This is a genomic window from Nocardiopsis sp. LDBS0036 (genome assembly GCF_041228755.1).
Lineage (GTDB): Bacteria > Actinomycetota > Actinomycetes > Streptosporangiales > Streptosporangiaceae > Nocardiopsis > Nocardiopsis dassonvillei.
The window spans coordinates 605481-627073 of record NZ_CP141103.1; the positions used below are offsets into that span (position 1 = coordinate 605481).

Genomic DNA, 21593 nt, shown 5'->3' on the forward strand with positions numbered 1-21593 from the left:
GCGGGCAGCGTGAATTCAGCTGCCGGCGTGGTCGGTGACGAACGAGGCGAAACGTTCGACACCGAGCGCGATCCTGTCCTGGGTGAGATGGCTGAAGGAGAGCCTGATCTCGTTCCGTGGAATTCCGTCGCCGTGGAAGTGGTGCATGGGGGTCCACAGCACACCGTGCTTTCGCGCACAGACGCCAAGTGCCTCGTCACTCGCTGGGAAGGGGACCTTCAGGGTCAGGAAGAATCCGCCCGACGGGGTGTTCCAACTGACGCCGTGGCCCTCGCCTTCGGGAAACCTCCGGGACATCTCCTGGAGGAGGCGGGACAGGTTGCCCTGGTAGACGTTCCTCTCCCGGGTGTTCGCCGAACGGAGGCTGAACCCGTTCATGATCAGCTTTCCCCCCATCACCGCCTGAGTGATCGGGGAGGTGTTGATGTTGAGCATTCCCTTGGCCTTGGCCAGGTGGTCGGCGAAAAGGGTGTCCGATGATTCGTGCGCCGACACACGCTGATCGGCGACGACGTAGCCGACCCTCGCTCCCGGGATACCGGACTTGGCGAAGGAACCGAGGTAGACCACGGACCGCGACGCGTCCAGGGACTTCAGGGTGGGGGTGCCGCTCTCCTCGGGGCCGAAGATGCCGTAGGGGTTGTCCTCGATGAGAAGGATCCCCTGTTTCTCGGCGCTCTCCAGCAGGCTCCGCCGGGCGGCCACCGACAGGCTGCGGCCGGTGGGGTTGGCGAAGTCCGGGATCACGTAGCAGGCGCGGGGGTTGAGCCCTTCCCGGCGTGCCTGCTCCGCGGCTTCGGTGAGGCTCTCACCGTCGATTCCCGAAGCCGGCTCCCGGACCGGGTGGACCCCCATCTCCACCAGGCGCGCCGCCGCGTCGAGCCCCGAGTAGTTCGGCCGCACCGCGAGCACCACGTCCGACGGGCCCCCGCGCAGGGCGCGCAGCACCAGGAAGAGGGCCTCCTGGCAGCCGGAGGTGACGACGACGGCACGGGGGTCCACCCGGATACCCTCGTCCGTCTCCAGGTTGCGGCAGATGAGGTCGTTGACGATGCCCCTGGCGCTGCCGTACTGGAGCAGCGTGCGCCGGACCTGCTCCCCGCTCTGCCCCCGCTCCTCGGCGAGGTGGGCGCGGAACGCGTCCAGGTAGTGGTGGACGGCGTCGAGGTCGAAGAAGCCCTCGAACGGCTGCCCCGCGGCGAACGAGATGGCGTCGGGGTAGACGTTCCCGATCTCGTTCAGGAAATTCATCGACTCCGTGGTCGGTGAGTCAAGTGATGCGTGCATGTCGGAGAGCGCCAGGTCCACTTCGTATCCCCACCGTTCGTTCTTTTCCTGTTCCAGGTGATGCTGCGTGGACCCGTTTTCTCAGTTCTTCTCGTCCGAGAGCATGGCGTCGACCAGGCTTTTGGGGCGCATGTCGGTCCAGTTCTCCTCGATGTAGGAGAGGCATTCGGAGCGCGGGGAACTCGGGACCCGGACTTCCCACCCTTCGGGGACGTCGGCGAAGGCGGGCCAGAGGGAGTGTTGGCCTTCTTCGTTGACGAGAACCAGGAAAGAGAGGTCCTCGTTGTCAAAGGGGTTGCCCATGGCGCTCTCCGGGGTGTGGTGGATGGTGAACGAGCCTTGCTCTGACGGCTTCGTGATGATTTGCCGGTGTCTAAGGAAGCGTAGGTAGACCCTCTCCGGAAGGACAAGGAGGGTATCGAGAAACTCCATGTCAGGAACCTGCCACGGCTCCCTCCGAGCGTTGATCAAGGTTTGACCTGCGAAAACGAAGGGGTGATCGGAAAGAGCGCCGGGTTGTCCGGTTGATGACAGGGAAAAAGCGCACTCGTGGAATATGCTTCGGACTGGCAAGCGGGTGACCAGCTGTTTTTCCTATGGCGGGTGCCCCGGCGGGAGGCGATCGGGAGCAGGGGAACCGCGTGGAAGACGAAGGACGAAAGGAAGCCGGGGCGCCGCCCGTGGACGTTCCGCTACGGCGGAACCGCAGGTTCCAGCTCCTGTGGGTGGGGTCGGCGTTCTCGTTCTTCGGGCTGGAGGTCTCCGAACTCGTCTACCCGCTGGTTGTCCTGGCCCTGACCGGTTCCCCCGCCTGGGCGGGCGCCTTCGGCGGCGTGCAGATGGTCGCCACGCTCCTCGCGGCCCTGCCCGCGGGGGAGCTCTGCGACAGGTACGACCGGCGCGCGCTCCTGCTCCTGGCGGAGGGCACCCGGGCGGCCGCCACGCTGAGCGTGGTGGCGGCACTCCTGTTCGCGACACTCACCCTGCCCCACCTGCTGGTCGTCGCGGCACTCCTCGGCCTGGTCACACCGCTGGGCGGCTCGGCGCGCATGCTCCTGGTCCGCGCCGTGGTGCCCAGGGAACAGCTCACCTCGGCCCTCACCCAGGAAGAGGTGCGCAGCAACGGCGCGGCCATGGCGGGTCCTCCGCTGGGCGGATTCCTGTACGCGGTGAGCATGGCGACGCCCTTCGTGTTCACCACGGTCACCTTCGTCCTCTCCGTCGTGTGCGTACTGTTCGTCCGCCCGGTCCCACCCCGGCCCGGGGGCTCCGAGGAGGACGCCGACGGATCGGCCTGGACCCGGATGCTGTCGGGTCTCAGGACGATGGCCGCCGCCACCGAACTGCGCCGGGTCCTGCTCTTCACCGTCCTGATGAACGCGGTGAGCGCGCCCTTCCTCCTGATCTCGGTGGTGGTCCTGGAGGAACAGGGCGCGTCCTCCACGGTGATCGGTTTCGCCATGATGGGCCTGGCGGCGGGCGGCCTGGTCGGCGCCTTCCTGGTCAAGCCCCTGCACCGGCTGCTGCCCCCCGGCGGGGTCATGCTCGCGGTGGGCGGCAGCACCGTCCTCCTCATCGCGCTCTTCGCCGTCCCGTGGGGCCCCTGGTGGCTGGCCGCCCTCCTGTTCCTGCTCACCGTCGGCGTCCCGGCGATGCGGATCCTGGTCGACCTGCTGATCTTCCGTCAGGTGTCCGACGAGATCAGGGGAAGGGTGATCGCGGCGGCGATGACCCTCTACGGGGTGGGAGGCGCCGTCGGCATGGCCGGGGCCGGTCTGCTCCTGGAGTTCCTGCGGCCCGGCCACGCGGTCCTCACCCTGGCCGCCGTGCTCGCCGTGTGCGTGCTCCTCGCCTTCGCCCACCGGGGCTTCCGGACCATGGCGTGGCCCGTGGAGTCCGCTGACGGCGACGGTTCCCCGGAGAGGTCCACCAGCGAGGCCGACCCCAACTGACCAGGACACCAGCGGAGAGACGATCGGGGATTCATGATGGCGACCAACAGTGCGGTGAGCGGCCTGGAGGGGAAGACCTTCCTCGCCGGCCTTCTCGAACGCCAGGCCAGGAACCAGCCGGACGCGACCGGCCTCGTGTATGCGGGCCGCGCCCACACCTACGCCGACCTCAACGCGAGGGCCAACCGGCTCGCGCGTGCGCTCATCGACGCCGGGGTGGGGCCGGAGACGCGCGTGGCGGTGTCGATGCGGCGCTGCCCGGGTGCGATCGTCACCCTCTTCGCCGTGCTCAAGGCGGGCGGCGTCTACCTTCCGATCGACGCCACCCACCCCCGAGAGCGCATCGGATACGTCCTGGCCGACAGCGCCCCGAAGGTCGCCGTCACCGATGACCGGGGCGCCGACGCCCTCGGCCGCCACGGTGTGCCGATGACGTTCCTGCGCCTGGGGGAGGACGGCGACACCGGCGGACACCCCGCCGACCACGACGTCCGCGACGAGGAGCGCCGGTCACCGCTGCGCCCCGACAACCTCGCGTACGTCATGTACACCTCCGGCTCCACGGGCAGACCCAAGGGCGTGCAGATCTCCCAGTCCAGCCTGGGCCTGTACAGCCGCCACTACGGCCGGTTCTTCGACGAGGTGGACGCCGGACGGCGCCTGCGCATCGCCCACACCGCCGCGCTGACCTTCGACGTCGGCTGGAACTCCGTCATCGGCTTGGCCGCGGGCCACGAGATGCACCTCTACGCGGAGGAGGACTACCGGGACGTCGATCGCTTCGTGCGGATCATGAGCCGACACCGACTCGACTGCGTCGTGTTCACCGCGTCCTACTGGGGGGCGCTGGTGCAGTCCGCGGAGTGGGGCAGGGGGGAGCACACGCCGCGGGTGCTGCTCTCCTGCGGGGAGGCGTTCCCGAACGCCCTCTGGCAGCGGCTCCGGGGGATCGAGGGAACCCGCGTGATGAACACCTACGGGCCGACCGAGGCCACCGTGGAGGCGGTGGCCACCGACACCGACGCCACCCCCCGCCCCACGCTGGGCACACCGATCCCGGACACGGGCATCCACGTCCTGGACGACGCGCTCGCGCCCGCGCCGGCCGGGTCGCCCGGCGAGCTCTACATCACCGGCGCCCGCCTCGCCCGCGGGTACCTCAACCGACCCGGGCTGACCGCCGAGCGGTTCGTCGCCTCGCCGTTCGCCCCGGGAGAGCGCATGTACCGGACGGGTGACGTCGTCCGGCGGAACGACGTCGGCGATCTGGAGTTCCTCGGGCGCGTCGACGACCAGGTGAAGATCCGCGGCTTCCGTGTCGAGCCGGGGGAGGTCGAGGCGGTGCTCGCCTCCCACCCCGCCGTCTCCCGGGCCGCGGTCGTGGTGCGGGAGGACCGGGACGGGGCGCGCGGTCTCGTCGGCTACTTCGTCGTGGACGGTGGCGGCGTGGACGAGGCCGAACTGCGCCGGCACCTGGGCAGGGCACTGCCGGACTACATGGTGCCCTCCGCCCTGTTGAGGGTGGACGAGATGCCGCTCAACGCCAACGGCAAGCTCGACAGGGGAGCGCTCCCGGAGCCGACGAGGAACGCGGAGCGCGCGCCGGACCGGGCGGACACGGTCGAGGAGGTCCTCCTCCACATCCTTCGCGAGGTGCTGGAAGAACCCGGGCTCGGGCCCGGGGACCTCTTCACCGAACGCGGAGGCGACAGCATCCGGGCGTTCCGCGTGGTCACCCGGGCCCGGGACTCCGGAGTCGTGGTCTCCACGACCGACGTCCTCAGGCACCAGTCCGCGACGGCGATCGCAGGGGCGGTCACCGTGGACGCCGGGGCCGGGTCGGACGGGGCCGGGCCGACCACGCGTGTCCCGGACCGCGAGGTCAGCGAGCTCCAGAAGGAACTCGGCCTGTGAACCCGCACCCGCGGTCCTGACGAGGAGACCGTCCGCCCCAGCCGCCCGGACGCGGTGAGAAACCCACCCCCCATCCCACCCCCACCCTGAGGTTGGTACCCATGGCCAAGCCCGCCGTCGAAGACATCGTCGCGCTCCTCCCAGCGCAGCAGGGGATCCTCTTCCACTCCCTGTACGACGAGGCCGACCGGTCGCAGTACACGCAGCAGGTGGCCGTCGACATGGACGGGCGCCTGGACGCGGAGCGGCTGCGCCGCGCGGCCCAGCGGCTCGTGGACCGGCACGCCGCCCTGCGCACGAGCTTCCACCAGAGGCGCGACGGGGAGACCGTCCAGGCCGTCAGGGAGACCGCCCCGGTCGCGTGGGCCGAACACGTGGTGGAGGGGGAGGACTTCGACGGGGAGTGCCGGGAGATCGTCGAGAAGGACCGCCGAGTCGCGTTCGACCTGGAGCAGGCACCGCTGGTCCGCTTCCTGCTCTTCTCCACCCCGGGGGGAGACGCCTGGCGCCTGGTCCTGAACCAGCACCACATCGTCGTCGACGGATGGTCCACCGACGTGCTCCTCGACGACCTGTTCACCCTCTACCAGGAGGGCCCGGACGCGCCCTCGCTGTCACCGGCGGCCCGCTTCTCCGACTACGCGCGGTGGTTCTCCGCGCAGGGGAGGGAGGAGAGCACCCGGCTGTGGCGTGAGGAACTCAGCGGGGTCGAGGGACCCACGCACCTGGACCTTCCGGGGGGAGAGGACGGGCCCGCGGCCTCCGACTCCGGGCAGGTGAGGTTCGAGGTCGACGCGAAGGTGTCGGCCGCCGTCGAGTCCCTGTGCGCCGAGCACCGGGTGACGGTCAGTACGTTCGTCCACGCGGCGCTGTCCGTTCTGCTGGCCAGGCTCATGGGGAGGTCGCAGGTGGTCTTCGGAGCCACCAGCCATGGACGCGACCCCCGCTTCGACGGTGTGGAGGGCATGGCGGGGCAGTTCGTGACGACGATGCCGGTGCGGGTGGACCTCACCGACGCCACCGCGTTCGGTGAGCTGCTCGGGGCGCTGCACCGCAGGCACCTGCGGCTGCTCGGCCACGAGGACCTCGGGCTCTTCGCCGCCCAGGAGGCGGCCGGGATCTCCGGTGAGCTGTTCAACGTGATGGTGACGTCCGAACAGTACGCGGGGGCGTTCCGGGGCGACGCGGTCGACGGGTTGCGCATCACGCGGCCGGAGGTGACGAACGCTTCCCACTACCCGCTGGTCCTCGCCTACCGGACCGAACCCGCGTTCGGGTTCGACCTGAACTTCCGGACCGACTCCTTCGACGAGGGCACGGTGCGGCTGATGGGCGAGCGTTTGCTGCGGGTGGTGGAGCAGGTGTGCGCCGATCCCGGATCGGCGGTCGGCGCGCTTGAGGTCCTGGTCCCGGGGGAGGGGGCCCGGTTGCGCGCCTGGGGCACGGGCCCGACCACCGCGCACACACCGGGCACCATCGTGGACTCCTTCCGCTCCCAGGTGGAGCGTTCCCCTCAGGCGGTGGCGGTCGAGTCGGGTTCGGAGCGGTTGTCGTATGCGGAGTTGGACGCGCGGTCGGATGTTTTCGCTGGTGTGTTGCGTGCGGCTGGTGTGGGGCGTGAGGTGTGTGTGCCGGTGGTGATGGGCCGGTCGGTGGATGTGTTGGTGGCTTTTCTGGGTGTGCTCAAGGCGGGTGGTGCGTATATGCCGTTGCACTCGGGGTTGCCGGTGGGTCGGGTGCGTGAGTTGGTGGGTGGGTCGGGGTCGCCGGTGGTGGTGGTCGATTCCGGGTTCGTGCGGGATGGGGCCTGGCCCTGGGGGGAGGGGGAAGGGCCCCAGCCGGTGGTCTGCGACCACACGGGGTTGGCGGCTCCCACGGTGACGGGCACGGACGCCGGTGGTGTGCGGCCTGGTCAGTTGGCGTATGTGATGTTCACGTCGGGGACCACGGGGGCTCCGAAGGGGATCGCGGTCACCCATCAGGGTGTGGTGGATCTGGCCACGGACACCTGTTGGGGTGTGGGCGCTGCCAGCAGGGTGTTGTTCCACGCTCCGCATGCTTTTGACGCGTCCACCTATGAGATCTGGGCCGCGTTGTTGTCGGGTGGGCGTGTGGTGGTGGCTCCTGCGGGTGAGGTCGACGCCGAGGCGCTCTCCCGGCTCATCCCGGCGCACGGGGTGACGCATCTGAGTCTGACCGCGGGCATGTTCCGGGTGGTGGCCGAGGAGTCGGTGGAGTCCTTGGCGGGGTTGGTGGAGGTCACCACCGGGGGTGATGTGGTTTCGGCTTCCGGTGTGGGTCGGGTGGTCGAGGCTTTTCCGGAGATGGTGGTGCGGACGACCTATGGTCCGACCGAGGTGACGTTGTGCGCCACGCAGGTGCCCTGGCGGGGTGGGGTGCGTCCGGGTGAGGTGGTCCCGTTGGGGTCGGGGCTGGACAACACGTCGGTGTTCGTTGTGGATGAGGGGTTGTCCCTGGTTCCGGCCGGGGTGGTGGGTGAGCTCTACATTTCTGGTGCGGGTCTGGCCCGGGGGTATGTCAACCAGCCTTCCTTGACCGCTTCACGGTTCGTGGCCTGCCCCTTCGCACCCGGCGAGCGGATGTATCGCACCGGGGACCTGGTCCGCTGGACCAGTCGGGGCGAGCTGATCTTCGTGGGCCGCTCCGACGACCAGGTCAAGGTGCGGGGTTTTCGTATCGAACTCGGTGAGATCGAGGCCGCCACCACGGCCCTGGACGGGGTGGCTGACGCGGTGGCCTCGGTGCACCAGAGCGCGGACGGCGACAAACGCCTGGTGGCCTATGTGGTCCCCGAACCGGGGTGTGAGGTGGACCCTGAGCGGGTGCGTGGTGATCTGGGTCGGGTGGTGCCGGAGTACATGGTGCCCTGGGCCGTGGTCGGGCTGGAGTCGTTGCCGTTGACGGTGAACGGCAAGGTCGACCGAACCGCACTGCCCGCCCCGGAGGTGGTTTCGGGTACGGGTCGTGCTCCGCGTAATCCGCGTGAGGAGGTCCTGTGCGGGTTGTTCGCCCAGGTGCTGGGTGTGGAGCGGGTCGGGATCGATGATGACTTCTTCGCTCTGGGCGGGCATTCGCTGTCGGCGACTCGGTTGATGGGGCGGGTGCGCTCGGTTCTGGGCGTGCGCGCGGGAGTACGGGTGTTGTTTGAGGCTCCGACGGTGGCGGGGTTGTTGCCGCGGTTGGAGGGGTCGGGGGGTTCGGGTGGGTTGGTGGGGTTGTCGCGTGTGGGGCGGCGGCCTGGTGTGGTGCCGTTGTCGTTTGCTCAGCGTCGGTTGTGGTTTTTGTCGCGGTTGGAGGGTGCTTCGGCCACGTACAACATTCCGGTGGTGACGCGTGTGCGGGGGCCGGTGGATGTGGGTGCGTTGGGTGCGGCGCTCAATGATGTGGTGGGTCGGCATGAGGTGTTGCGGACGGTGTTCGCCGAGGTGAACGGTGAACCGGTGCAGCGGGTGCTGGAGGCTGACACCGGGGGGCGGGTGGAGCTGGGGGTCAGCGAGTGCGCTCCCGATCGGGTGGGTGCGGTGGTGGCTGATCACGCGGCTCACCTGTTCGACCTGGAACATGACATTCCTGTCCATGCGCACCTGGTGCGGGTGCTACCTGAAACGGGTGCTGAACAGAAGGCCGATCCGGGTGCTGTTCAGGAGGCTGGGGCAGTTTCGGGCCAGGAGCCTGCGGCGGGTGCTGACCAGGAGGCCGCGCCAGGTCCTGTTCAGGAGTGGGTGTTGGTGTTGGTGGTGCATCACATCGCGGGGGACGGGGCCTCGATGGGGCCGCTCTCCCGGGATCTGGGGCAGGCCTACCAAACCCGGTGCAGCGGTCAGACTCCCCGGTGGGAGGAGTTGCCGGTGCAGTACGTGGACTACGCGCTGTGGCAGCACGAGTTGTGGGGCAGCGACGATGAACCCACTGATCTGGCCCGGGAGCAGGTCGAGTTCTGGCGTCAGCACCTGGCCGGGGCTCCGGAGGAGTTGGTGTTGCCCACTGACCGGCCCCGCCCGGCTGTTTCCTCCTACCAGGGAGGACAGGTCAGCGTTCCCGCCACGGAAGGGGCGTTGGGGCGGGTGCGTGAACTCGCCCGGGCCAGCGGCGCCACGGTGTTCATGGTCGCCCAGGCGGCGGTGGCCGCGGTGTTGAGCCGGTTGGGTGAGGGCACCGATGTGGTGGTGGGCACGGTGGTGGAGGGGCGTGAGGATCCGGCGTTGGAGGACCTGGTGGGGTTCTTCGTCAACACCGTGGTGCTGCGCACCGACCTGAGCGGTGATCCGTCTTTTACGGAGTTGTTGGGGCGGGTGCGGGAGGCGGATCTGGCGGCTTTCGATCACGCCCAGGTTCCCTTCGAGCGGGTGGTGGAAGCACTGCGCCCGTCTCGGTCGTTGGCCCGCCATCCCCTGTTCCAGGTGTCGGTGGCTTGGGAGGAGGACGGCGGGTATTCGGGTGTGGAGCTTCCCGGGGTGGAGGGTGTGTCGGTGCAGGTCGCTGAGGTGGCGGCCAAGTTCGATCTGTTCTTCGGGTTCGGGGTGGATGCCGCGGGTGGGTTGCGGGTGAGTGTGGTCTATTCCCGTGACCTGTTCGACCGGGCCAGCGCTTGTCTTTTGGGTGAGCGCCTGGTGCGGGTGGTGGAGCAGGTGTGCGCCGATCCGGGGGTGGGGGTCCGCGACCTGCACATCCTGGGAGCTGAAGAGAAACACCAGATCCTCACCGAGTTCAACAACGCGCCGGGTATCGAGCCGCGAACCTTCCCCGCTCTCTTCGAGGAATGGGTCGCCCGCACTCCGCACGCTCCCGCGTTGGAGGGCGAGTCCCAACGGTTGTCGTATGCGGAGTTGGACGCGCGGTCCAATCGTGTGGCGCGGTGGTTGGTGGCGCGTGGGGTGGGTCCGGAAGTGCCCGTGGTGGTGTCGATGGGCCGGGGTGTGGGGCTGGTGGTGAGCCTGCTCGCGGTGATGAAGGCGGGTGGTGTGTATGTGCCTGTGGATCCGGATTATCCGCCTGCGCGTCAGCGGCACATCGTGTCCGGGACCGGGGCCCGCCTGGCGCTGGTCGATGGGGCCGCCCACGTGCCGCCCGAGGGGATCGAGTCCGTCCTCCTCCAGGAGTTGGACCTGAGCGGGTATGGGTGCGGGCCCTTGAGCGACCGCGACCGTGTGTCTGCGTTGAGGTTGGCCAACACCGCCTATGTCATCCACACCTCGGGATCGACCGGTGTGCCCAAGGGGGTGGCCGTCACCCACACCGGAATCGACCGGCTGGTCAAACGCCACTCGATCGACCTGTCGGCGGGGCCGGGGAGTCGGATCATGCAGACCGCGTCGATCGGGTTCGACGGGTCGGTGTGGGAGATCGCGATGGGGCTGCTCACCGGTGGCTGTGTGGTGGTCGGTCGGCCGGAAGACCTACTGGACGCCAAGGGAGTGACGGGCGAGGCCGGGCGGATCACCCATCTGACGGTGACCCCCTCGATGCTCGCCGCGCTCCCCGACGACGGTCTGCCTCCGGGCGCGGTGGTGGTGACCGCGAGCGAAGCGGTCACCGAGCATGTCGTCCAGCGGTGGGCACGTGACCACAGGCTGGTCAATTCCTACGGTCCGACAGAAACGACGGTTTGTGCGAGTGGTACGGAGCTGCGGCCGGGTGAGCCGGTGACTATCGGTGGTCCGGTGGCGGGTACTCGGCTGTTCGTTCTGGATGAGGGGTTGTCCCTGGTCCCGGCCGGGGTGGTGGGTGAGCTCTACATTTCTGGTGCGGGTCTGGCCCGGGGGTATGTCAACCAGCCTTCCTTGACCGCTTCACGGTTCGTGGCCTGCCCCTTCGCCCCCGGCGAGCGGATGTATCGCACCGGGGACCTGGTCCGCTGGACCCAGCGGGGCGAGCTGATCTTCGTGGGCCGCTCCGACGACCAGGTCAAGGTGCGGGGTTTTCGTATCGAACTCGGTGAGATCGAGGCCGCCACCACGGCTCTGGACGGGGTGGCTGACGCGGTGGCCTCGGTGCATCAGAGCGCGGACGGCGACAAGCGTCTGGTGGCCTATGTGGTCCCCGAACCGGGGTGTGAGGTGGACCCTGAGCGGGTGCGTGGTGATCTGGGTCGGGTGGTGCCGGAGTACATGGTGCCCTGGGCCGTGATGGCACTCGACGCACTGCCGTTGACGGTCAACGGCAAGGTCGACCGAACCGCACTGCCCGCACCCGAAGTGGCCTCGGGCCAGGGCCGTGCTCCGCGCAATCCGCGTGAGGAGGTCCTGTGCGGGCTGTTCGCCCAGGTGCTGGGTGTGGAGCGGGTCGGGATCGACGATGACTTCTTCGCCCTGGGCGGGCACTCGCTGTCCGCGACCCGACTCATGGGCCGGGTCCGCTCGGTTCTGGGCGTGCGCGCGGGAGTACGGGCACTCTTCGAGGCTCCGACGGTGGCGGGGTTGTTGCCGCGGTTGGAGGGGTCGGGGGGTTCGGGTGGGGTGGTGGGGTTGTCGCGTGTGGTGCGGCGGCCTGGTGTGGTGCCGTTGTCGTTTGCTCAGCGTCGGTTGTGGTTTTTGTCGCGGTTGGAGGGGGCTTCGGCGACGTACAACATTCCGGTGGTGACGCGTGTGCGGGGGCCGGTGGATGTGGGTGCGTTGGGTGCGGCGCTCAATGACGTGGTGGGTCGGCATGAGGTGTTGCGGACGGTGTTCGCCGAGGTGAACGGTGAGCCGGTGCAGCGGGTGTTGGAACCGGGCGCGGCCCGGGTGGGGTTGGGGGTGAGTGAGTGCGCTCCCGGTCGGGTGGGTGCGGTGGTGGCTGATCACGCGGCTCATCTGTTCGACCTGGAACACGACATTCCCGTCCATGCCCATCTGGTGCACGTGGTTCCGGGCGCCGATGGGTCGTGCGGGGAGGAGGACGCCGTTCGCGGGAGCGACCCGGTCGGAGCCTTCGCGGATGCCGCATCCTCTGCGGACGCCGGGGTCGGATGTGTGGCCGATGTCGGTGAGTGGGTGGTGGTGTTGGTGGTGCATCACATCGCGGGGGACGGCGCCTCGATGGGGCCGCTCTCCCGGGATCTGGGCCAGGCCTACCAAACCCGGTGCAGCGGTCAGACTCCCCGGTGGGAGGAGTTGCCGGTGCAGTACGTGGACTACGCGCTGTGGCAGCACGAGTTGTGGGGCAGCGACGATGAACCCACTGATCTGGCTCGGGAGCAGGTCGGGTTCTGGCGTCAGCACCTGGCCGGGGCTCCGGAGGAGTTGGTGTTGCCCACTGACCGGCCCCGCCCGGCTGTTTCCTCCTACCAGGGAGGACAGGTCAGCGTGCCCGCCACGGAAGGGGCGTTGGGGCGGGTGCGTGAACTCGCCCGGGCCAGCGGCGCGACGGTGTTCATGGTCGCCCAGGCGGCGGTGGCCGCGGTGTTGAGCCGGTTGGGTGCGGGCACCGATGTGGTGGTGGGCACGGTGGTGGAGGGGCGTGAGGATCCGGCGTTGGAGGACCTGGTGGGGTTCTTCGTCAACACCGTGGTGCTGCGCACCGACCTGAGCGGTGATCCGTCTTTTACGGAGTTGTTGGGGCGGGTGCGGGAGGCGGATCTGGCGGCTTTCGATCACGCCCAGGTTCCCTTCGAGCGGGTGGTGGAAGCACTGCGCCCGTCTCGGTCGCTGGCTCGCCATCCCCTGTTCCAGGTGTCGGTGGCTTGGGAGGAGGACGGCGGGTATTCGGGTGTGGAGCTTCCCGGGGTGGAGGGTGTGTCGGTGCAGGTCGCTGAGGTGGCGGCCAAGTTCGATCTGTTCTTCGGGTTCGGGGTGGATGCCGCGGGTGGGTTGCGGGTGAGTGTGGTCTATTCCCGTGACCTGTTCGACCGGGCCAGCGCTTGTCTTTTGGGTGAGCGCCTGGTGCGGGTGGTGGAGCAGGTGTGCGCCGATCCGGGGGTGGGGGTCCGCGACCTGCACATCCTGGGAGCAGACGAACACCACCGGCTACGCGCCTGGGGCACGGGCCCGACCACCGCGCACACACCGGGCACCATCGTGGACTCCTTCCGCTCCCAAGCAGAGCGTTCCCCCCAGGCGGTCGCGATCGAGTCCGGCCCGCAGCGGTTGACGTATGCCGAGCTGGACGCGCGGTCGGATGTTTTCGCTGGTGTGTTGCGTGCGGCTGGTGTGGGGCGTGAGGTGTGTGTGCCGGTGGTGATGGGCCGGTCGGTGGATGTGTTGGTGGCTTTTCTGGGTGTGCTCAAGGCGGGTGGTGCGTATATGCCGTTGCACTCGGGGTTGCCGGTGGGTCGGGTGCGTGAGTTGGTGGGTGGGTCGGGGTCGCCGGTGGTGGTGGTCGATTCCGGGTTCGTGCGGGATGGGGCCTGGCCCTGGGGAGAGGGCGAGGGACCCCAACTGGTGGTCTGCGATCACACCGCACCTGTTCCGGAGGTGTCGGAGGCGGACTCCGGCCTCGGGGACAGAGGCCATGCCTTCCCCGACCAGTTGGCGTATGTGATGTTCACGTCGGGGACCACGGGGGCTCCGAAGGGGATCGCGGTCACTCATCAGGGTGTGGTGGATCTGGCCACGGACACCTGTTGGGGTGTGGGTGTGGACAGCAGGGTGTTGTTCCATGCTCCGCATGCTTTTGACGCGTCCACCTACGAGATCTGGGCCGCGTTGTTGTCGGGTGGGCGTGTGGTGGTGGCTCCTGCGGGTGAGGTGGACGCCGAGGCGCTCTCCCGGCTTATCCCTGTGCACGGGGTGACGCATCTGAGTTTGACCGCGGGCATGTTCCGGGTGGTGGCTGAGGAGTCGGTGGAGTCCTTGGCGGGGTTGGTGGAGGTCACTACCGGGGGTGATGTGGTTTCGGCCTCTGGTGTGGGTCGGGTGGTGGAGGCTTTTCCGGAGATGGTGGTGCGGACGACCTATGGTCCGACCGAGGTGACGTTGTGCGCCACGCAGGTGCCCTGGCGGGGTGGGGTGCGTCCGGGTGAGGTGGTCCCGTTGGGTTCGGGGCTGGACAACACGTCGGTGTTCGTTGTGGACGAGGGGTTGTCCCTGGTCCCGGCCGGGGTGGTGGGAGAGCTCTACATCTGTGGTGCGGGTCTGGCCCGGGGGTATGTCAACCAGCCCTCCCTGACCGCTTCGCGGTTCGTGGCCTGCCCCTTCGCCCCCGGTGAGCGGATGTATCGCACCGGGGACCTGGTCCGCTGGACCCAGCGGGGCGAGCTGGTGTTCGTGGGCCGTTCCGACGACCAGGTCAAGGTGCGGGGCTTTCGCATCGAACTCGGTGAGATCGAGGCCGCCACCACGGCCCTGGACGGGGTGGCTGACGCGGTGGTTTCGGTGCACCAGAGCACTGACGGCGACAAGCGTCTGGTGGCTTATGTGGTGCCCGAACCGGGGTGTGAGGTGGACCCTGAGCGGGTGCGTGGTGATCTGGGTCGGGTGGTGCCGGAGTACATGGTGCCCTGGGCCGTGATGGCACTCGACGCACTGCCGTTGACCGTCAACGGCAAGGTCGACCGAACCGCACTGCCCGCACCCGAAGTGGCCTCGGGCCAGGGCCGTGCTCCGCGCAACCCGCGTGAGGAGGTCCTGTGCGGGTTGTTCGCTCAGGTGCTGGGTGTGGAGCGGGTCGGGATCGACGATGACTTCTTCGCCCTGGGCGGGCACTCACTGTCCGCGACCCGACTCATGGGCCGGGTCCGCTCGGTTCTGGGCGTGCGCGCGGGAGTACGGGCACTCTTCGAAGCTCCCACGGTGGCGGGATTGCTTCCCCTGCTGGACGAATCCGGGCCCGAGCAACCCAGCCTGCTGAAGAAGCGCCGATAGGGAAAGGGCGATCCTCCTCCGGGAGAAGCGTTCTCGGAATGCCGTTTCTCTCCTGCTCACGTGTGAACGGCTGTGCATTTCACTGTATTTTCCATGGACAATGGGGAGTGGGATTTGAAAACTCTGCCGACCCTGGTCAAGGGTGACGAGCTACTTCTTGACGATTCACTCGAAGACGTCTACGAGGCTTCTCGGGACATCTCGAAGTACCTGCTGATGCACTACGGGTCCCTGGAGGACGTCTTCGGGGAGCGCGACCATCCCCTGGCCATGGCGCACGGGTATCCGCAGCGCCTGTCGCGGGTGCTCCAGCTCGCCGCTTCGCGGACGGAGACGAGGGTCCTTCGAGCCCTGGACGTCGGATGCAGCGTGGGAGGGGTCTCCCACGCGTTGAGCGGCTGGGTCGAGGAACAGGTGCTCGGACTCGACGTGAGCGCACGCTCGATCGATGTGGCCTCCTCGTTGACCCTGCATGGCGGGGGGACCTTCGGCGTCATCCAACAGGGCCCGTTCAGCCAGGAGGTCACCTTCCGGGTCCGGGACGAATCGGAGCGCTGCGAGGTGGGTTTCCAGGTCGGCGACGCCTGCGACCTGGACGGCCTGGGCTCCTTTGACGTGGTGGTCCTGTCCAACGTCCTGGACCGGGTGCCGGACCCCGGCGGCTGCCTGGACCAGTTCCTCACCGAGGGCGGCCCGTTGAACAGCGGCGGCCTGCTCGCGGTCGCCTGCCCCTGGTCCTGGTATCCGGAGTTCAGCAAGCCGGAGAAGTGGTTCGGGTCCCCCGACGGCTCGATGTCCAGCGAGGACCACCTCAAGGAGAGGCTGAAGGCCGGATTCTCCCTGGTGCACGAGGGGGACGAGCCCGCCGTGCTGCGCCAGAACCCCCGGGAGTACGACTACTTCAACGCGCACGTGACGGTCTGGAAGAAGTTCTGAACGGTGCTCCGACGTCGGACGGCACCCTGAGCCCGGGTCGTCGGGAACCGTTCCCGGCGACCCGCGGGCGACCCGCGGATTCCGTTGGTCGGCGGAATTCCACACCGCTGTGGGAAAACGGTGTGTGGAGCGGCCGTTCGCTGATCCGTCCGGTTTCCTGCCCGCGTCAGCCGTTGCCGTGCTGGTCTTTCGGGGGGAAACGCCGGACCGCGGTGATCTGTTCGGCCATGCGGCGCAGGGCGAGAAGGAGGGGTTCGGCCAGCGCCGTGCCCAGCACCACGTACCGAACCGCATCTTCGGGGTCGTCGACCGGAATGTCGGAGACCTCGGCTGCCGCGATGGTCTCCACGGCCCTGACGTACGCGGTCATGACGTTCGGGGAGATCTCGAACCCGGCCCGGCGCAGGGTGTCGAGGGACCTCGCGACGTCCTCCAGGCACTCACGCTCACACATCCCCGGCTGCCATCCGAGCCGTTCGGCCAGCCGCTCGGCGTCGGCGAGGTCGATCCCGCCCTCGCTCCGGGGTAGGACCGCGGCGTGTGCGGCACCGATCAGATCGGACACGTTCTCCGGCGGGTCGTCCAGGGTGGCGATGACCTTCCGTGCTCCGGCCACGCTCACTCCGGCGTCGATCAGCGCGCGAACGACCCTGAGGCGGTGGAGGTGGATGTCCCCGTAGGTCGCCCGGGTCGCCGACGTTCGCACTCCCTCCGGTAGCAGGCCCTCTCGCAGGTAGTACTTGATCGTCGTCACGGGCACACCGGACTTCGCCGACAGTTCCGCCATGAGCATCGTGGCACCCCCTTGCTTTGGAGAGTAGTGCTATCTAGTATTCGATAGTGCCACTATCTAGCAGGGGGAGCGTCAATGGCCAAGGTTGTCCCGGGACGGGTCACGCACCAGTACGCGGGGGAGCTGGTGGTGTTCCACATCGGTGCGACGTTCAACCACTGGTGGCGGCCGGACCTCTGGTTCACCGTCGAGTCCGCCATGCGGCGGATGCTGCGCGAGCTCTCCGAGGACCCGGACTCCGGCATGCTCGGCTACGACATGCTGTTCAACCACCGCGGGCCGTACATCGTGCAGTACTGGTCCTCGGTCGACAAGCTCTACGACTACGCCTCCGACCGGTCGTTGAGCCACCGGCCGGCGTGGACGGAGTTCAACGCCATGGTGAGGAAGAACCCCGACGCGATCGGGATCTGGCACGAGACCTTCGTCGTCGAGCGGGCCGAGAGCATGTACGTCGGGACCCCTCCCATGGGGCTGCCGGGGGCCACCGGGATCCGGCCCGTGGAGAAGCGGCACCACCGGGCCCGAGCGCGCCTGGCGGACGGGGCCACCGTGCCGGCGGAGAAGCCGGTGAAATGACGCCCGACCGCCCGAGCCGGTCCGGATTCGTCGGTCTCCCGGTCACGAACGCCCGCCGCCCTAGCCTCGCAGCAGGTCCCCGAACCCGGCTACCGCCCGCAGGGCCTGGCGGGGGTTGAGCCGGGGGTCGCACGCCGAGCGGTACCGCCGGGGCCCCCGCGCGCGCAGGTCGGACAGCTCCGCGCACTCCAGCACGTCGTCGGGGGTGATCTCCAGGTGCAGCCCCGCCGGGGGGACCCGGTGCGAGCGCAGCACGCGGACGAAGTCCTCGATCTCCGACAGGACGCTCTCGACCAGGCGCAGCTTGCGGCCGTCCGCCCAGCGCTGGGTGTTGGCGTGCAGCGGGTCGCACAGCCACAGGACGGGCGCGCCCCGCCGCAGCGTCTCGGACACCAGGTCCGGCAGGTGCCGACGCACCCGCGACGCGCCCAGGCGCACGATGAAGGCGAGGTGGCCGGGGACGCCCTCGGGGTTGAGCGCGCGGCTGAGCCGGACCGCGTCCTCGGGGGTGGCGCCGGGGCCGAGCTTGACCCCGACGGGGTTGGCCAGGCGTGCGGCGAAGGCCACGTGCGGACCGGCCGGGTCGCGGGTGCGGTCGCCGATCCAGAGGGTGTGCGCGGAGCAGGAGTGGCGTCCGCGGACCAGGGGTTCCTCGTAGTCCAGGAGCAGGGCCTCGTGCGAGGTGAACACCCGTGGCTCCCCGGCCGCGCGCACCGCCTCCAGCACCTGCCGGGAGTGGTGGAGGGCGCGCAGCATCCGGAGCGGGTCGGCGGCGCGGGCCCGCGGGTCGGGGGCGTCGTCGTTGACGGCGTCGCCCCGGTAGCTGGGCAGCACGGTGCCGTCCGCCGTCTCCTCCCAGGGGGAGGAGCGGGGTTTGGCGTACTGGCCCGCGATGCGTCCGACGGTGACGACCTCGGTGCCGCCGCGGCGGCCCAGGAGAGAGGCGAGGTCACGCAGCTGGGCCAACCGCTCCGCCGTGCGCGGCGGCGTGGCCTCGGCGAAGCGCTCGGCGCACTCCCCGGCCTGGAGGACGACCGCGTCGCCGCGTGCGGCGCGGGCGTAGCGTTCCCCGAGGTCGCGGACCTCCTCCCCGGTGACCAGGGCGGGGGCCAGCGCGAGGGAGCGGCGCACACGGTCCAGGAGGCCGGGGTCGGTTCCGGCGGGGAAGGCCGGGTCCGCCACCCCGGCGCTCACCGGGTCCCCCGGTCCGCGGCTTCCTCCAGGCCGCGGCGCAGCCATTCCTTGTCCACCTTGCCGACCCTGGTCAGCGGGAGCTCCGCCACGTTCTCGATCCGGTCGGGGACCTTGAAGGCGGCCAGCCCCAGCGAGCGCAGGTGCCGGGAGACCTCCTCGGAGGAGGGCGGCGGCCCCGAGCAGACGAGGAAGGCGCAGGAGGCCTCGCCCAGGAGGGGGTCGGGCACGGACACGACCGCGCAGGAGCGGACGGACGGAAGGGCCGTGAGGGCGTCCTCGACCTCGGCCGCGGCGATCTTGTCGCCCGCCCGGTTGATGACGTCCTTGGTCCTGCCCTCCACGACCAGGTGGCCGTAGCTGGTCAGGCGGGCCAGGTCTCCGGTGCGCAGGAAGCCGTCCGGGGTGAAGGCGGCGGCGTTGGCCTCCTCGGCCCGGTAGTAGCCCCGGATCGTGTAGGGGCCGCGGACCTGGAGGCGTCCGGTGGTGCACGCGGGCAGGGGGCGGTCGTCCTCGTCCACCACGCGCACCTCGTCGGCCGGTGACAGGGGGCGGCCCTGCGTGGTGGTGCGCATGCCGAAGGAGTCGTCGGGACCGGACTGGCTGAGGATGCCCTCGCCCATGCCGAAGGACTGCTGGACGCGGCACCCCAGGGCGAGTTCGGTCTCGGCGACGTCGTCGGCCGAGGCCCTGCTGCCGCCGACCTGGACCAGCCGCAGGGTGGAGAGGTCGTGGTGGGTGAGGTCCGCGGCCTCCGTCCACAGCGCGGCCAGGGAGGGCACCAGGGCGGTGACGGTCACGCCCTCCTCCTCGACCAGGGCGAAGGCGTCCTCGGCGTCCGCGCTGTCGCTGAGCACGACCGTGGCGCCGCGGGAGAGGGCGCCGAGCACCCCGGGGCAGCCGAGGGCGTAGTTGTGCGAGGCGGGCAGGACGCACAGGTAGACGTCGTCGGGGGTGAGTCCGGCGTTGTCGGAGGTGATGCGGACGTTGTAGGCGTAGTCGTCGTGGGTCCGCGGGATGAGCTTGGACCGGCCGGTGGTGCCGCCCGAGAGCAGGAAGAGGGCGACCTCCCCCGGGTCGGTCGCGGCCGCCGGAGCCGGCGGGCCGGTCACGTCGGCCAGGCGGGTGAAGGCGCCCGGGTCCCCGTCGACGATGACGTCCAGGCCGCCCCCGGCGTCCGCCCGTACCCGCGCGGCCTCCTCCCGGTGGTCGTGGCCGCGGTGCCGGTCCGGGACGAGGTGGGCGACCGCCTCCGAGACCCGGCACAGCTCCAGCAGCTCGGCGCGGCGGTGGGAGGTGAGCGCCAGGACGGGGATGGCGCCGATCCTCAGCAGCGCGCACAGGGCGGTCACGAACTCGGCGGTGTTGGGCAGCTGCACCAGGACCCGGTCGCCGCCGCCCAGCCCGCGCTGCCGCAGGCCCCCGGCCGTGCGGGCGACCCGCTCGTGCAGTTCCCGGTAGGTCCAGCGCCGGGAGCCGCAGACCAGCGCGGTGCGCTCCGGGTGCGCGGAGCACCAGGTGTCGAAGAGTTCGGCCAGGGACCGGCCGAGCCAGTACCCCTCCCGCCGGTACCGTCGGGCGAACTCCTCCGGCCAGGGGACGCATCCCTCGAGCACGGCCGTCTCCTTCCTCGGGGCCGGTGCGTCCGGCCCCGCCGGGTCGTCAGGGGGACATCCACTCGGTGGTCCAGGGGGCCCCGGCCCCCGGACGCCGGTAGAGCACGCGGTCGTGGACCTCGTCGCTGCGGCCCTGCCAGAACTCGACGCTGTCGGGGACCAGGCGCAGTCCGCCCCAGAATTCGGGGCGCGGGACCTCCTGGCCCTCGAAGCGCCCGGCCACCTCGGTCAGGCGCTCGTGGACGGACCCGCGTCCGGCCAGGGGGCTGCGCTGGTCGGTGGACCAGGCGAGCACCTGCACCGGTCGGGGCAGGGAGGCGAACCGGTCGTCGGAGTCCAGGGGGGACAGGCGCTCCACCACTCCGCCGACGCGCACCTGCCTGGCCAGCTCCAGCCAGCCGAAGCACAGTTCCGCGCGGGGGTGGACGGCCAGGTCCGTGCTCTTGCGGCTGGTGTAGGCGGTGAAGAGGACGAAACCGTGGTCCACGTGGGCGAGGTCGATCCAGCGGGCGGAGGGCCGGTGCCGGTCGTCGGTGGTGGCCAGGACCGCCGCCGCCGGGTCGTGGGGGTCCGTGGCGCGCCAGTCGTCGTGCCAGGCGGAGAACAGGTCCAGGGGCGAGTCGGGCAGCGCGTCGGCGTCCAGACCGGTCCGCCGCAGAGCAGCGCGCCGCTGGGCGATGGCCGTGTCCGTCATGGCTTCCTTTCCGGGGGGCGCCGAACGGGTTTTTCGAGGCGGCCCGTTCCTACATGTCGCTTATATATGGACTTGTTCCACAGTAAAGCATATTATGGTGCGCGCCGGAAGTGTCCGACGGAAAAGGAGGAGCGCCATGCGCGGCCCCGGAAGAACGGTGGACCTGCTCAGGGAGAGGCACGCGGCCATTGAGGAACCCGTCGAATTCGAACTGCTCGGGCGCCGCTGGCACGCGCTCCCGGGGGTCTACGCGCCCCACCTGACCACCTCCGCCGCGCTGTACTCCGCCTGGGTCCCCTTCCCGGTCAACGGGGCGTTCTGCGAGGTCGGATGCGGTACGGGCTACCTCTCGGTGCTGGCCGCGCTCAGCGGATGCGCCACCGTCACGGCCACGGACATCAGCCCGGAGGCCGCGGAGAACACCCGGATGAACGCACGCGAACACGGCGTGGAAAGCAGGGTAAACGTCTACTGCGGCGACATGTTCGAAGCCGTTCCCGAGGGCGTTCTCCACGATGTCGTCTTCTGGAACTCCAATTTCCTCAGCGCCGCCCCGGAGGGTGGTGTGAAAAACGGTTTCGACCGTTCCCTGTTCGATCCCGAATACGCCTCGCACCGCGCTTTCATGCAGAACGCGGAGAGGGTGCTGGCCCCCTCGGGCCGCCTCCTGCTGGGGTTCACCGACCTCGGTGACGCCGACCTGCTGGAGTCGGTGGCCGCCGACTGCGGCTGGCGCACGGTCCCGCTGCGGCGGCACCTGGGCCGTTACCCCGAGGGGTCGGTCCTCTTCGAGCTGCGCGAACTGGTCCGGCTCTGATCCTCCTCCTCACG

12 protein-coding genes are annotated in these 21593 nt (G+C 69.6%); 6 read left to right on the top strand and 6 right to left on the bottom strand.

What is annotated here, in order from left to right; genetic code table 11:
- Positions 1 to 15 precede the first annotated feature (15 nt).
- A complete protein-coding gene (locus UIS43_RS02410) occupies positions 16 to 1251 on the bottom strand; it encodes a PLP-dependent aminotransferase family protein (RefSeq protein ID WP_198048847.1) in 1236 nt (411 codons plus the stop codon).
- A 117-nt stretch (positions 1252 to 1368) separates the two neighbouring features.
- The gene (locus tag UIS43_RS02415) at positions 1369 to 1590 is read right to left on the bottom strand and encodes an MbtH family protein (protein ID WP_013152778.1); all 222 of its coding nucleotides are present in this window, start codon (positions 1588 to 1590) and stop codon (positions 1369 to 1371) included.
- 377 nt (positions 1591 to 1967) lie between these two features.
- Here UIS43_RS02415 and UIS43_RS02420 point away from each other — a divergent pair, with 377 nt between their 5' ends.
- The 4 genes from UIS43_RS02420 (at position 1968) to UIS43_RS02435 (ending at position 15889) form a co-directional block, all read left to right on the top strand.
- Positions 1968 to 3239, top strand: coding sequence for an MFS transporter (locus UIS43_RS02420; protein ID WP_117199529.1), 1272 nt, complete (start codon positions 1968 to 1970; stop codon positions 3237 to 3239).
- 36 nt (positions 3240 to 3275) lie between these two features.
- A complete protein-coding gene (locus UIS43_RS02425; RefSeq protein ID WP_370012305.1) occupies positions 3276 to 5153 on the top strand; it encodes an amino acid adenylation domain-containing protein in 1878 nt (625 codons plus the stop codon).
- Between the two features lie 101 nt (positions 5154 to 5254).
- Positions 5255 to 14953, top strand: coding sequence for an amino acid adenylation domain-containing protein (locus tag UIS43_RS02430; protein ID WP_370012306.1), 9699 nt, complete (start codon positions 5255 to 5257; stop codon positions 14951 to 14953).
- A 114-nt stretch (positions 14954 to 15067) separates the two neighbouring features.
- A complete protein-coding gene (locus tag UIS43_RS02435) occupies positions 15068 to 15889 on the top strand; it encodes a methyltransferase domain-containing protein (RefSeq protein WP_232051653.1) in 822 nt (273 codons plus the stop codon).
- Between the two features lie 166 nt (positions 15890 to 16055).
- On the opposite strand, the gene UIS43_RS02440 is transcribed toward UIS43_RS02435, so the two are convergent.
- The gene (locus tag UIS43_RS02440; RefSeq protein ID WP_370012308.1) at positions 16056 to 16682 is read right to left on the bottom strand and encodes a MerR family transcriptional regulator; all 627 of its coding nucleotides are present in this window, start codon (positions 16680 to 16682) and stop codon (positions 16056 to 16058) included.
- A 75-nt stretch (positions 16683 to 16757) separates the two neighbouring features.
- Here UIS43_RS02440 and UIS43_RS02445 point away from each other — a divergent pair, with 75 nt between their 5' ends.
- A complete protein-coding gene (locus UIS43_RS02445; RefSeq protein WP_071621956.1) occupies positions 16758 to 17261 on the top strand; it encodes a DUF4188 domain-containing protein in 504 nt (167 codons plus the stop codon).
- A gap of 60 nt (positions 17262 to 17321) precedes the next feature.
- On the opposite strand, the gene UIS43_RS02450 is transcribed toward UIS43_RS02445, so the two are convergent.
- From UIS43_RS02450 to UIS43_RS02460, 3 genes are read right to left on the bottom strand one after another with little or no spacing between them, the layout of a single operon-like run.
- Positions 17322 to 18455 (bottom strand): 3-deoxy-7-phosphoheptulonate synthase, encoded by a 1134-nt coding sequence (locus tag UIS43_RS02450; RefSeq protein WP_370012309.1) that lies wholly within the window; start codon positions 18453 to 18455, stop codon positions 17322 to 17324.
- Positions 18452 to 20068 (bottom strand): (2,3-dihydroxybenzoyl)adenylate synthase, encoded by a 1617-nt coding sequence (locus tag UIS43_RS02455; protein WP_370012311.1) that lies wholly within the window; start codon positions 20066 to 20068, stop codon positions 18452 to 18454. The genes UIS43_RS02450 and UIS43_RS02455 overlap by 4 nt, the downstream gene beginning before the upstream one ends.
- 46 nt (positions 20069 to 20114) lie before the next feature.
- Positions 20115 to 20762, bottom strand: coding sequence for a pyridoxal 5'-phosphate synthase (locus UIS43_RS02460; RefSeq protein ID WP_013152787.1), 648 nt, complete (start codon positions 20760 to 20762; stop codon positions 20115 to 20117).
- 136 nt (positions 20763 to 20898) lie between these two features.
- Here UIS43_RS02460 and UIS43_RS02465 point away from each other — a divergent pair, with 136 nt between their 5' ends.
- The gene (locus UIS43_RS02465; protein ID WP_117197800.1) at positions 20899 to 21579 is read left to right on the top strand and encodes a methyltransferase domain-containing protein; all 681 of its coding nucleotides are present in this window, start codon (positions 20899 to 20901) and stop codon (positions 21577 to 21579) included.
- Positions 21580 to 21593 lie beyond the last annotated feature (14 nt).

What these genes read in the sequence shown, in the direction of transcription:
- UIS43_RS02410 (WP_198048847.1), bottom strand. Translation starts at nt 1,251, where the DNA reads ATGAATTTCCTGAACGAGATCGGGAACGTCTACCCCGACGCCATCTCG.
- UIS43_RS02415 (WP_013152778.1), bottom strand. Translation starts at nt 1,590, where the DNA reads ATGGGCAACCCCTTTGACAACGAGGACCTCTCTTTCCTGGTTCTCGTC.
- UIS43_RS02425 (WP_370012305.1), top strand. Translation starts at nt 3,276, where the DNA reads ATGGCGACCAACAGTGCGGTGAGCGGCCTGGAGGGGAAGACCTTCCTC.
- UIS43_RS02430 (WP_370012306.1), top strand. Translation starts at nt 5,255, where the DNA reads ATGGCCAAGCCCGCCGTCGAAGACATCGTCGCGCTCCTCCCAGCGCAG.
- UIS43_RS02440 (WP_370012308.1), bottom strand. Translation starts at nt 16,682, where the DNA reads ATGCTCATGGCGGAACTGTCGGCGAAGTCCGGTGTGCCCGTGACGACG.
- UIS43_RS02445 (WP_071621956.1), top strand. Translation starts at nt 16,758, where the DNA reads ATGGCCAAGGTTGTCCCGGGACGGGTCACGCACCAGTACGCGGGGGAG.
- UIS43_RS02460 (WP_013152787.1), bottom strand. Translation starts at nt 20,762, where the DNA reads ATGACGGACACGGCCATCGCCCAGCGGCGCGCTGCTCTGCGGCGGACC.
- UIS43_RS02465 (WP_117197800.1), top strand. Translation starts at nt 20,899, where the DNA reads ATGCGCGGCCCCGGAAGAACGGTGGACCTGCTCAGGGAGAGGCACGCG.